At 66.7% G+C, this 12482-nt stretch carries 9 protein-coding genes; 4 read left to right on the plus strand and 5 right to left on the minus strand.

Annotation, left to right across the window (positions count from 1 at the left end; genetic code table 11):
* Positions 1-94 precede the first annotated feature (94 nt).
* From ACSFA2_RS08195 to ACSFA2_RS08215, 5 genes are all read right to left on the minus strand, one after another.
* On the minus strand, positions 95-802 hold the full coding sequence (locus ACSFA2_RS08195) for a mechanosensitive ion channel family protein (protein WP_435454809.1): 708 nt from the start codon (positions 800-802) through the stop codon (positions 95-97).
* A gap of 41 nt (positions 803-843) precedes the next feature.
* Positions 844-4215, minus strand: coding sequence for a maltose alpha-D-glucosyltransferase (gene treS / locus ACSFA2_RS08200; RefSeq protein WP_435454810.1), 3372 nt, complete (start codon positions 4213-4215; stop codon positions 844-846).
* 22 nt (positions 4216-4237) lie between these two features.
* The gene (locus ACSFA2_RS08205; protein WP_435454811.1) at positions 4238-6355 is read right to left on the minus strand and encodes an alpha-1,4-glucan--maltose-1-phosphate maltosyltransferase; all 2118 of its coding nucleotides are present in this window, start codon (positions 6353-6355) and stop codon (positions 4238-4240) included.
* Positions 6348-8240, minus strand: coding sequence for a 1,4-alpha-glucan branching protein GlgB (glgB, locus tag ACSFA2_RS08210; RefSeq protein ID WP_435454812.1), 1893 nt, complete (start codon positions 8238-8240; stop codon positions 6348-6350). Before glgB ends, ACSFA2_RS08205 begins: the two co-directional genes overlap by 8 nt.
* Positions 8241-8397: 157 nt before the next feature.
* The gene (locus ACSFA2_RS08215; protein ID WP_435455005.1) at positions 8398-9615 is read right to left on the minus strand and encodes a polyhydroxyalkanoate depolymerase; all 1218 of its coding nucleotides are present in this window, start codon (positions 9613-9615) and stop codon (positions 8398-8400) included.
* Positions 9616-9733: 118 nt separating this feature from the next.
* Between ACSFA2_RS08215 and ACSFA2_RS08220 the strand changes: the two genes are divergently transcribed.
* The 4 genes from ACSFA2_RS08220 to ACSFA2_RS08235 all read left to right on the plus strand — a co-directional run bounded on the left by ACSFA2_RS08220 (position 9734) and on the right by ACSFA2_RS08235 (position 12468).
* Complete coding sequence (locus ACSFA2_RS08220; protein WP_435454813.1) at positions 9734-10390, plus strand: glutathione S-transferase; 657 nt, start codon at positions 9734-9736, stop codon at positions 10388-10390.
* A 179-nt stretch (positions 10391-10569) separates the two neighbouring features.
* A complete protein-coding gene (locus ACSFA2_RS08225) occupies positions 10570-10773 on the plus strand; it encodes a hypothetical protein (protein ID WP_435454814.1) in 204 nt (67 codons plus the stop codon).
* A 195-nt stretch (positions 10774-10968) separates the two neighbouring features.
* A complete protein-coding gene (locus ACSFA2_RS08230; protein ID WP_435454815.1) occupies positions 10969-11313 on the plus strand; it encodes a hypothetical protein in 345 nt (114 codons plus the stop codon).
* Positions 11314-11379: 66 nt separating this feature from the next.
* Positions 11380-12468, plus strand: coding sequence for a PA0069 family radical SAM protein (locus ACSFA2_RS08235; protein ID WP_435454816.1), 1089 nt, complete (start codon positions 11380-11382; stop codon positions 12466-12468).
* Positions 12469-12482: the final 14 nt, after the last annotated feature.

Consider the following 12482-nt stretch of genomic DNA (forward strand, 5'->3'; position numbering starts at 1 on the left):
GCAGCAGTGCGCGGTCAGCGAAAGTAAGGGACGTGTGGGAGAACGTGCCCGCAGGCGAGGCAAGCCGCGTGCCATGGAGCCGGCTGGCGGCCGGTCAGGGCAACCGGTCGCTGTCCTCGCGTTCCTTCAACGAACGGCCGCGGCGTGGCCACCATTCCTCGATGCGTTCGGCCGCCCAGTCCTTGCCCCCCAGGCCGAAGGCCAGCGCGATGGCGAAGACCACGCCGCCCAGCAGGATCAGGAAGCTCTCGCGGATGATGTCGCCGCCGACCTTGATCTGGTCGAGCGCGATCAGGATGACGAAGGCCATCACCGCGTACTGCGCCAGCTTGCCCAGCAGCAGCGCGTCCTGCATCTTCACGTTGCGGCAGTAGGTGGTGACCGTGTCGCCGATGAAGCGCGCGAAGTAGGCGCCGAAGGCCAGCACCAAGAGCGCCACGAACACATTGGGCACGAACCACACCACGCGGCCGAGCAGGTCGGTGATGTAGGTCAGGCCCAGGCCGTTGAAGGCGATGAGCAGCGCCGCCAGGATGACCAGCCAGTACACCAGCACGCCGAAGATGGTGGTGGTGTCGCCGGTCATTCCGCCCTGGCGCAGAAAGCCGTCCAGGCCCGAGCGCTCGGTGAGCACAGGGAAGTTGATGGCACGCATCGCCTTCACGACGGCGAAGCGCGCCACCTTGGCGAGCAGCCAGCCTGCGATGACCACCACGACCGCGATCAGCAGCCGCGGCAGAAAGGCGCCGATCTGGAACAGGATGGCCCGTGCGGGCTCGAGATGAATGCCGAAATTGTCCATGGTGTCTCTCCGGGTGCCGGGTGTCGCGGTGATTCAGTCGTTCAGTGGCCGTGGCGGTCGATCAGTGCCAGGATGCCTTGGAGCGGCACCTGCACCCAGTCGAGCCGGTTGTCGAGCTCGTAGCGCAGCTCGTACATCGCCTTCTCGAACTCGAAGAGGGCGAGCAGGCGCGTGGCCGATTCGGCGCTCTGCGCCGCGCCGCCATGGCTCATGCGCGCCAGGTAGGCACCGAGGAAGGCGTCGCGCGTCTCGGCTTCCCATTCGCGTGCGGCGGGCTCCAGCTTGACGAGTTCGTCGGCGCTCTGGGCCACGCGGCGCAGGGCAGACCAGCGTGCGTAGTTGAAGGAACGAACCATGCCGGCCACGTCGCGCAGTGCGGAACTGCGCTGGCGTCGTTCCTCGAAGCTGCGCGCGGGCTCGCCTTCGAAGTCGATGATCAGGAAGTCGTTGCGCGACACCAGCACCTGGCCCAGGTGGTAGTCGCCGTGGAAGCGCGTCTTCACGCCGGACTGGCCGTCGAGCGGGAAGTCGGCGACGCGGGCGCGCACCTCCGCCGCGCGCACCAGCAGTCGTTTGGCTTCGTCCTGCAGCTCATGCGGCAGGTCGGCCAGGCGCTCGTCCAGCCGGTCGAGCGTGCGACCGGCCTCGTTGGCGGCGCGCTCGCGCCAGGCGATCACATCCTGCGTCGTCAGCGGCTCCGGATCGAAGGCCGCGTTGCCGGTGCGCTGCGACAGCGCCAGGTGCAGCTCGGCGGTGCGTTCGCCCAGGGTGTGCATCAGCGACAGGAAGCCGCCATGCACGTCGGCGGGTTGCGGCGCATCGACGGTGCGCATGGCTTCCAGGTGGCGCTCCAGGTAGCCGAGCGTGTAGGCCCAGCCGTCGCCCTGGTTGGGCACATAGGCCTGCACCATCGCGAGCGTCATGGTGCTGCCGTCATTGGCCACGTACTCCAGTGCGCCGGCCACCGGCACGCAGTTCGGGTACTTCGCCACCTCGGTGAGGAAGCGGCCCATCTCCAGCTCGGGGTTGATACCCGGGCGCAGCCGACGGTAGCCCTTGAGGAACAGGCGCTCACCCAGCGTCACCACGGTGTTGCTGCTCTGCGCGGTCGGTGCGGTCACGGGCAGGCTCGCCACGTCCTTGCCTGCCAGTTTGGCGAATGCCTTGGTGTGCGTGAAGAGCAGCTTGCCCCCGGCGGTCGGCAGTGTGAGGCTGCTGCCCATCGCCTCGATCAACGCGCGGCAGAAGCCTTCGTCGAAGAAGGCGTCGGCCATCACGCCGACGTTGGCCTGCTGGCGCACCTTGGCGACGGGGCAGGCCATCAGCGCTTTCAGACGATCTTCGTCGTGGTCTTCCCAGGCGATGGCCAGGGGCATGAAGTAGGTGGAGGCTTCGGCCGGCCCGTCGAGGTCGAGCAGGGGCAGCATCCAGCTGCGCTGGCCGGCGTCCCACACCGCATGGTCGCGCAGACGGGCACGCGCGATCGGCGTGCCCTTGGATGCGTACCAGCGCTGCGTCTCGACATGGTGCGGCAGGGTCTCGGTCTCGAGCTGCAGACGCATGCGCTCAGCCATACCGATGCGCCAGGGCATCACGCGTTCGCGGAAGAAGCTGGTCCAGCCGTCGAACAGCACGAGCACCGCGCGGTCCTGCAGCGGCGTGCCTTCCTGGTGCCACGCGGGCATCGGGACTTCGGCCGACAGGCGGAACCAGTAGAAGCCGTGCGAGGGCAGCGTGAGCAGGTAGGGCAGGTCGCCCACCGGTGGAAACGCGGTCTTGCCGAGCATCTCGACGGGAACGCGTCCCTTGAAGGCGGACAGGTCGAGCTCGACGGGCTGCGCCGTGCGCGACAAGTTGAAGACGGTAAGGATCGCGTCGTCGTTGTGCTCGCTCAGGTAGGCGAGGATCTTGCGATTGCCCGGCTTCAGGAAGCGGCGCTTGCCACGCCCGAACGCGCGACTCGTCTTGCGCACGGCCAGCATGCGCTTGGTCCAGTTCAACAGCGAACTGGCTTCGCGCGACTGCGTCTCGACATTGAGCGCCTCGTAGCCGTACATCGGGTCCATGATCGGCTGCAGGTACAGGCTCTGCGGGTCGGCGCGCGAGAAGCCGGCGTTGCGATCGGGGCTCCATTGCATCGGCGTGCGCACGCCGTTGCGGTCGCCCACGAAGACGTTGTCGCCCATGCCGATCTCGTCGCCGTAGTAGATGATGGGCGAGCCCGGCATCGACAGCAGCATGCTGTTCATCAGCTTGATGCGGTCGGTGTCGTTCTCCATCAGCGGTGCCAGCCGGCGGCGAATGCCCAGGTTGATGCGCGCGCGCGGGTCGGCCGCGTACATGCGGTACATGTAGTCGCGCTCCCGGCTGGTCACCATCTCGAGCGTGAGCTCGTCGTGGTTGCGCAGGAAGATGGCCCACTGGCAGCCATCCGGGATGTCGGGCGTCTGCTGCATGATCTCGATGATCGGGTCGCGGTCTTCCTGCGCGATGGCCATGTACATGCGCGGCATCAGCGGGAAGTGGTACGCCATGTGGCATTCGTCGCCATTGCCGAAGTACTCGCGCACGTCTTCGGGCCACATGTTGGCCTCGGCCAGCAGGAAACGGTTCTTGTATTCGGCGTCGATGGTGGCGCGCAGCTTCTTGATGACGTCGTGCGTCTCGGGCAGGTTCTCGTTGCTGGTGCCGTCGCGCTCGACCAGGTAGGGAATCGCGTCCAGCCGGAAGCCGTCAACGCCCATGTCCAGCCAGAAGCGCATGGTCTTCATGATGGCTTCGAGCACCGCCGGATTGTCGAAGTTGAGGTCGGGCTGGTGGCTGAAGAAGCGGTGCCAGAAGTACTGCTTGGCGACCGGGTCCCAGGTCCAGTTCGAGGTCTCGGTATCCGTAAAGATGATCCGCGTGCCCTGGTAGATCTGGTCGGTGTCGCTCCACACGTAGAAGTTGCGCTCGGGCGAGCCGGGCGGCGCCGCACGCGCGGCCTTGAACCACGGGTGTTCGCTCGACGTGTGGTTGATGACCAGCTCGGTGATCACGCGCAGGCCGCGCGCATGGGCAGCCTCGAGCATCTCGCGGAAGTCCTCGATCGTGCCGTACTGCGGGTGCACGCTCTCGTACTCCGAGATGTCGTAGCCGTCGTCGCGCAGCGGGGACGGGTAGAAGGGCATCAGCCAGATCGTGTTGACGCCCAGTTCCTTCACGTAGTCGAGCTTCGCGGTCACGCCCTTGAAGTCGCCCATGCCGTCGTTGTTCGAATCGAAGAAGGCCTTGACGTTGAGCTGGTAGATCACCGCGTCGCGGTACCACTGCGGATCGTCGCTGGTGTCGATCTCCGGCGTTTCGAGGGTGAGGGCGGGCACGTTGCCGGCCGTGGCCGGGTGCACGTGCTGGGCTTGAAGGGGTGCGTTCATGACCACGGGGCCTCTCTTCTTTTCACAGGAAGTACTCAAAGTCGTTTTCGTCGCGGGTGCGTCGGCGCACCCGCAACACATGCGCAGGCGTGCTTTGCGGCTCGAGCATCACGTAATGCCATTCGCCCTGCCACAGGAAGCGCTGATCGCTCAGCAGATCGTGCACCTGGAAAGACTGGCCGGCCGGCACGCCGATCGATTCGGGCGTGAGGCCGATCCAGCCGGACTGTGCGTTGTGCGGGTCGAGGTTGACGACCGTGACCACCACGTTGCTGCCATCTTCCGAGGACTTCACGTAGGCCAGCAGCTGGTCGTTCTCGACCGGCAGGAAGCGCAGCGTCGCGTTGCTCTGCAGGGCGGGGTTGTCGTGGCGGATGCGGTTGATGCGCGCGATGAAGGGCGCCAAGCTGTGCGGCATCTCGTTCGGCCAGGTGCGCAGCTGGTACTTCTCGGAATCGAGGTATTCCTCGCTGCCCGCATGCCGCGGCTTGTGTTCGAGCAGTTCGTAGGCCGGGCCGTAGATGCCGTAGCTGGCGGCCAGCGTCGCGGCCAGCGTCAGCCGCAGGCGAAACATCGGCGCTTCGCCACTCTGCAGCTGCTCGTGGAGGATGTCCGGCGTGTTGGGCCAAACGTTGGGCCGGAAGTAGTCGTGGCCGGGGCCCTGCGACAGCTCGGTGAAGTACGCCGTCAGCTCTTCCTTGGTATTGCGCCAGGTGAAGTAGGTGTACGACTGCGAGAAGCCGAGCTTCGCCAGCCGATGCATCACCTTCGGCCGGGTGAAGGCCTCGGCGAGGAACAGCACCTCAGGGTGCTCGCGCTTGATCTCGGTGATCGCCCATTCCCAGAACGGGAAGGCCTTGGTGTGCGGGTTGTCGACGCGGAAGATCGTCACGCCCTCGGCGATCCAGTGGTCGAACACGCTCTTCAATTCGGTCCACAGCCCCTGCCAGTCGTCGCACTCGAAGTTGAACGGGTAGATGTCCTGGTACTTCTTGGGCGGATTCTCGGCGTACTGCACCGTGCCGTCCGGCCGCCAGCGGAACCAGCCCGGGTGGGCCTTGACGTAGGGGTGGTCGGGCGCGCACTGGAAAGCGATGTCCAGCGCGATTTCCAGGCCGTGCTTGCCGGCCTCGGCGACCAGGTGGCGGAAGTCGTCGGGCGTGCCCAGCGCGGGCAGGATCGACTTGTGGCCGCCTTCCTCGGCGCCGATCGCCCACGGGCTGCCGACGTCGTCGGGCTCGGTGACGAGCACGTTGTTCTTGCCCTTGCGGTCGATGCGGCCGATCGGATGGATCGGTGGGAAGTACAGCACGTCGAAGCCCATCTTCTGGATCGCGGGCAGGCGTGCTTCCACGTCCTTGAACGTGCCGTGTTCGCCCGGCACCATACCGGCCGAGCGCGGAAACAGTTCGTACCAGCTGCTGAAGCGTGCGCGTTCGCGGTCGACCACCAGCGACAGCTCGGCGCCGTAGCGGGCCTCGAAGCGGCGGTCGGGGTAGAGCGAAGCAAGCGCCTCCAGCTTCTCGTCGAGCGCCAGCGCCTTGACGGTCGCGCCGCTGATCGTTTCATCGGCAGCGGCGCGGTCGAGTTCGGCCGCCAGGCGCTCGAGCAGCGCCGCATCGTCGCCCGTGGCGCGTTGGGCCGCCGCGGCGACCTCGATGGCGCCCACCTTCGCGGCGATGCGGATGTCGGCATCGTCCACGCGGCGCGTCAGCTCGTGGCGCCACGACGCGAAGCCGTCGACCCAGGCGAGCACCGAATAGATGTAGCGACCCGGCACCGGCGGGGTGAAGCTGCCGGTCCACACGTCGTTGTTGACGAGCGCGAGCGGCGTCTCGTGCACGGTGGTGTCACCCTCGCGCCACCACTGGATCACCGCACGCAGCACGTCATGGCCGTCGGTGATGCAGTGCGCCGTGACCTCGAAAGGCTCGCCCGCGATGCGCTTGACCGCGAAGCGGCCACCGTCGACCTTGGGCAGCACGGCATCGATCACCGCGCGGATCCGGCCTTCCTTGGGCAGGCTGTGTGGACGCGCGATCAGCGCGGCGGTCTGGGTTTCGGGGATGGCGGCCTTGGGCGTCTTCGCGGCCGGCGTCGGGGTGCTGGTCGATGGGCTCTTCGGTGGGCTCTTAGGCATGGGGCTCAAGCTTCAGGATCAGGGTGGAAAGAGGGGGCAGCGTCAGCGTCAGCGAGTGCGGCCGACCGTGCGCTGGCAGCGGCGAGGATTCGACCGTGCCCATGTTGCCCCAGCCGGCGCCGCCGTAGTCGCGCGCGTCGCTGTTGAGCAGTTCGCGCCACAGGCCAGGCAGCGGCACGCCGAGGCGGTAGTTGGTGCGGGGCAGCGGTGTCAGGTTGCACACCACCAGCACCGGGTCGCCGTTGCGCGCCTTGCGCAGGAAGGCGAAGACGCTGTTCTGCGCGTCATCGGTTTCCACCCATTCGAAGCCGTCTGGGGAAAAGTCGACCTCGTACAGCGCGGGCTCGGCTTTGTAGACGCGGTTGAGTTCGCGCACGAAGTGCTGCAGCCCGCCGTGGCCTTCCTGGCCGGTGACCCACCACTCGAGTTCGCCGTCGTGCGTCCATTCGCGACGCTGCCCGAACTCGCCGCCCATGAAGAGCAGCTTCTTGCCGGGATGCGCCCACATCAGGCCGAACAGCGCGCGCAGATTCGCGAACTGCTGCCAGACGTCGCCAGGCATCTTGTTGATGAGTGAGCCCTTGCCGTGCACCACCTCGTCGTGCGACAGCGGCAGCACGAAGTTTTCGTTGAAGGCATACACCAGCGAGAAGGTGAGCTGGTGGTGGTGGTGTCGCCGGTGCACCGGGTCCTTCGCGAAGTACGACAGCGTGTCGTGCATCCACCCCATGTTCCACTTCATGCCGAAGCCCAGGCCGCCCATGTCGGTGGGGCGCGAAACCATCGGCCAGGCGGTCGATTCCTCGGCCACCGACACGGTGTCGGGGTGCTCGCGGTAGACCGCGCGGTTCAGGTCGCGCAGGAAGCCGATGGCCTCGAGGTTCTCGCGGCCACCGTGCACGTTGGGGATCCACTCCCCCGCCTTGCGCGCGTAGTCGAGGTAGAGCATCGAGGCTACGGCGTCCACGCGCAGCCCGTCGAGGTGGTAGTGCTCCAGCCAGAACAGCGCCGAAGAAATGAGGAAGCTGCGGACCTCGTTGCGGCCGTAGTTGAAGATGCTCGAGTTCCACTCCGGATGGAAGCCCTGGCGCGGGTCCGCATGCTCGAAGAGATGCGTGCCGTCGAAGAAGGCCAGGCCATGCGCGTCGGTCGGGAAGTGCGAGGGCACCCAGTCCAGAAGCACGCCGATGCCGCGCTGGTGCATGTGGTCGACGAAGGCCATGAAGTCCTGCGGCGTGCCGTAGCGCGAGGTCGGCGCGAAGTAGCCGGTGGTCTGGTAGCCCCAGGAGCCATAGAAGGGATGCTCGGTCACCGGCATCAGTTCGACGTGGGTGAAGCCCATGTCGACCATGTAGTCGGCCAGCCGTTCGCCGAGCTCGCGCCAGCCCAGCATCTCGCCATCCTGCCGCTGCCAGGAGCCGGCGTGCAGTTCGTAGGTCGACATCGGCGCGTCGAGCGCGTTCTTCGGGCCGCGCGCAGCCATCCAGGCGTCGTCGTTCCAGGTGTGCTCGAGCGACCAGACGCGCGAGCCGGTGGCTGGCGGCGGCTCGGCGTAGAAGGCGAAGGGGTCGGCCTTCTCCAGCACGTTGCCGTTCGCGGCGGAGAAGATGCGGTACTTGTAGACGGCGCCACGCACGGCTTGCGGGTCGAAGCCTTCCCACACGCCGCTGCCGTCCGGGCGCGGCTCGAGACGCATCGCACTGTCGTCCCAGCCGTTCCAGTCGGCGATCACCGAGACCGCCTCTGCATTGGGTGCCCACACCGCGAAGCTGGCACCGCCGCCGGGCTGGAGGTGGCAGCCCATCGTGTCGTGCAGTTTCGCGTGCGTGCCTTCACGGAAAAGCCAGACGTCATGCTCGCTGAGGCGAGGGTGTTCGATGTGCACGGGTGCGTTCCTTTTTGCGCCGGACGGTCCGGCGCTTCGACTTCGGGCTTGAAGCCTTTAGCCTACGCCACGCCTCTGACATCGCGGGCCGCCGAGCGCCCTTCGTGCTGTCGGACAGGAGCTATGTCGGGCTCAAGTCCGCCTGTAGGCGCGCGATTCAGGCCAGCTCGGCCGCGGCGTGAATCGCCTCGCGCACCCGCGGGTAGATCTGCGTGTTCCACTTGCTGCCGCTGAACACGCCGTAGTGGCCCACGCCGGCCTGCAGGTGGTGCGTCTTGAGGTAGGGGCGGATGTTGGGGCAGAGGTCTTGCGCCGCGACCGTCTGGCCGACGGAGCAGATGTCGTCACGCTCGCCCTCGACCGTGATCAGCGCGGTCTTGCGGATGGCAGCCGGGTTCACCTTGCGGCCGTGCACCGTGAGCTCGCCCCGCGGCAGGTCGTAGGTCTGGAAGACCCGCTCGACGGTCTCGAGGTAGAACTCGGCCGGCAGGTCGTTCACGGCCAGGTACTCGTCGTAGAAATTGCGGATCGTGTCGGCCTTGTCGGTCTCGCCGTCGACGATGTGCTGGTACAGCTTCTTGAACTGCTCCTTGTGCCGCTCCGGGTTCATGCTCAGGAAGGCGGTGAGCTGCAGGAAGCCGGGGTACACGCGCCGCATCATGCCGGCGTGCGGGAAGGGCACGTGGCTGATGAGGTTCTTGCGGAACCATTCGATGGGCTTGCTGGTGGCGAGCGTGTTCACGCCGCTGGGGTTCACCCGGCAGTCGACCGGCCCGGCCATCAGCGTCAGGCTCTTCGGGGCGGCGGGGTTGTCGTCCTCGGCCATGAGCGCGGTCGCGGCCAGGGCGGCCACGCAGGGTTGGCACACCGCGACCATGTGCGCGCCGGGACCGATGGCTTCGAGGAAGGCGATCAACTGGGCCGTGTAGTCGTCCAGGCTGAAGCCGCCGTGCCGCAGCGGCACGTCCCGGGCGTTGTGCCAGTCGGTCAGGTAGACGTCGTGGTCGCGCAGCAGGGTGCGCACCGTTTCGCGCAGCAGCGTGGCGAAATGGCCCGACAACGGTGCCGCCAGCAGCACGGGCGGATGCACCGCCTTGGTGTCCTTGCGGAAATGCAGCAGGGTGCCGAAAGGCGCGACCAGCGTCACTTCCTCGTGCACCGCGATCGGTTCGCCGTCGACCAGCACCTCGTCGATGCCGTAGGGCGGGCGGCTGTGGGTGAGCCGCAGGCGGGAGAAGACCTCGAAGGCCGCGGCCATCTTGCGGCTGGCGCTGTCGGGGCTGGCGCCCGTCCACATGGCCTGGCCCATGAACTGTGCCGCGAGCCGCATGGGAGACATCAGATCGCTCTGGTTTTGGTAGGCCCGGTACAGCATGAGGCTGCGTGAAGGCAATTTGCGGGCCAGCACGTCGAGGCCGGAGGGGCTGTGGCACAGGCCTTGCACCTGTCAACCCATGATCGTCAGCCCACGATTGGGCAATCAGGAGCACGCCATGGCCAAACCCGTTCTCACCATCAGCAGCAAGAACTACGGCGCCTGGGCGCTGCGCGGCTGGCTCATGTGCAAGCTGGCCGGGCTTGACTTCAGCGAGAAGGTGATCTCGCCGGACGATCCGGCCATGAAGGCCGAGATGCTGCTGCTGTCGTCGTCGATGCTGGTGCCGTCGCTGCAGCACGGCACGGTCAAGGTTTGGGACACGCTGGCCATCGGCGAATACCTCAACGAGATCAAGCCCAAGGCCGGCCTGCTGCCGGCCGACGTCAAGGCGCGTGCCCACTGCCGGGCCATCAGCGGCGAGATGCATTCGGGCTTCAGCGCCATGCGCGGCTCGCTGCCGATGAACATCAAGGGCCACTTCCCGGGCTTCAAGATCTGGTCGCGTGCGCAGACCGACATCGACCGCGTGACCGCGATCTGGCGGGAGTGCCTCAAGAGCTACGGCGGACCCTTCCTGTTCGGCAAGCTGCCCTGCATCGCCGACGCCATGTACGCACCGGTCGTGACCCGTTTCCTGAGCTACGACGTGTCGCTGGACCGCGATTGCGCCGCTTACTGCAAGCGCGTCATGGAGTTGCCGGCCATGCAGGAATGGGTGGCTGCGGCGAAGCAGGAACCCGAAGAAATCGACGAACTCGATGCCGAGTTCTAGTCGGCAGGCGCGCCTGGCAGCGCGCTCGGCTGCAGGCCTGCAGCCGGTGCATCACTGAAAAATGAATACTTGCGTGTAACATTTTTTACACAAAAGAGTACTAAAGGTTAACATTTTAACCTATCATCGCCGGCAATGTCGGCAGCCTGGGTGGCTGCCCGCTGAACCGGAGATGTGTTGTGAAGAACTCCTGGACTGTGGCCGCCGGCCTGACGGTACTGGTGCTGTGTTTGGCGGCGTGCGACGACGGCGCGCGCGCCGGGCTCGAAACGGGCAAGAGCGCGTCGGCCTCCAAGAGCACCAACATCGAAACCGTCGTCGTGACCTGGCAGCCGCGGGACAAGACCGCCGAATTCCTCAGCGCCTGGCGCCCGAAGAACTGATCGAATCCGACGGTCCGCGAGCGTTGTAAACGTTCCGTGCGGGATGCCGCTTGAGTCGCGCAGCCCGACGACACCTGATCCTTTCTCAAATTTTCTCGAAGAGCCTCAAGACTCGGCGCGTCTTGCCGATAAGTCTTTTGTAGGCATCGAGCACGGTGCCCCACCGATGGACACGACTCTGGACGAGAGGATCACATGCAACACGACACCATCCCCATGGGGTCGGCCTTTTCCCAGTGGGAAAGCCTGACGAAGGACTACCTGGAAGGCCTGGTGGCGCTGCGCCGCCGGGAGCCGGGCGCGTCCGCCAAGATGATGCGTCTGGCGCGAGAGATGCAGGAATGCGAAGCGCGCTGCGGGGGGCCGGTGTACGCGCCGCCGCCCCGTGTCGAAGCGCAGCCGGTCGCCCCGGCCGAGCCGATCCAGCGCCGGCGGGCCGACAAGGACCCGGCACCGGGCTTCTGGACCAGCGCCTTCGGGGCCTTCCTGGGCGCCAACCGCCCGTCCGCCCACGGCGGGCAAGACGCCGCGGCGCGCTGATCGGTCGCCGAACCCTCTTCTCATGAAGGAGGCGATGCGAGATACTGTATTTAAATACAGCATCCCATGGCCGATCACCTCATCCCCCTCCAGGCCCTCAAGGGCCGCGGTGCCGCCAGTCGCCTGCCGCACCGGTTCGAGCGCGACGTGCGAGACGACTTCGACGACGGGTGGAACACGCTGCAAGACGAGGCAGCCGAGGGCTTGCCCCCGCTGCAGACGGAAGTCCGTTTCGAAGACGTCAAGTCGGTCCTGAGCGAGAACGACTCGCCCGACATCCCCTTCGACCGGTCCCTCAATCCGTACCGCGGTTGCGAACACGGCTGCATCTACTGCTTCGCCCGGCCGACGCACAGTTACCTCAACCTCTCGCCCGGCCTCGACTTCGAAACCAAGCTGATCGCCAAGCGAAACATCGCCGAGGTGCTGCGCGCCGAACTGGCCCGCAAGAGCTATCGGCCCAGCCACCTCGCCATCGGCACGGCCACCGACTGTTACCAGCCGATCGAGCGCGAACTGCGGCTGACCCGTTCGGTGCTCGAGGTGCTGCGCGAGGCGCGCCACCCTTTCGGCATCGTGACCAAGTCGAGTGCGGTTGAGCTGGACCTCGATCTGATCGCCCCGATGGCTGCCGACCGATTGGCGGCCGTGTACGTCAGCGTCACCACGCTCGACGGCGACCTGGCCCGCAAGCTTGAGCCGCGAGCCGCCGCGCCGCATCGCCGGCTGCGCACCATCCGCACGTTGGCCGAGGCAGGCGTGCCGGTGGGTGTGAGCGTGGCGCCGCAGATTCCCTTCGTCACCGAAGACATGGAACAGGTCCTCGAAGCCGCCTGGGACGCCGGCGCACGCTGCGCCTTCTACACCGTGGTGCGGCTGCCCTGGGAGGTGGCGCCGCTCTTCAAGGAATGGCTGGAGCTGCACTACCCGCAGCGGGCCGGCCGCATCATGGCGCGCATCCGCGAGATGCGCGGCGGCAAGGACTACGACGCCGACTTCGCCACCCGCATGAAGGGCAGCGGCCTGTGGGCCGACCTGATCCGCCAGCGCTTCGAGAAGGCGACCAACCGCATCGGCTTCAACCGGCAGCGCATCGCGCTGGACCTCGGGGCGTTTCGGCCACCGGGTGTGGGCGGGCAGGGCAGCCTGTTCTGACGGCTGAGCGGCTG

Source organism: Variovorax cryoconiti (assembly GCF_051216395.1).
In the GTDB taxonomy this organism is placed as follows: domain Bacteria; phylum Pseudomonadota; class Gammaproteobacteria; order Burkholderiales; family Burkholderiaceae_C; genus Variovorax.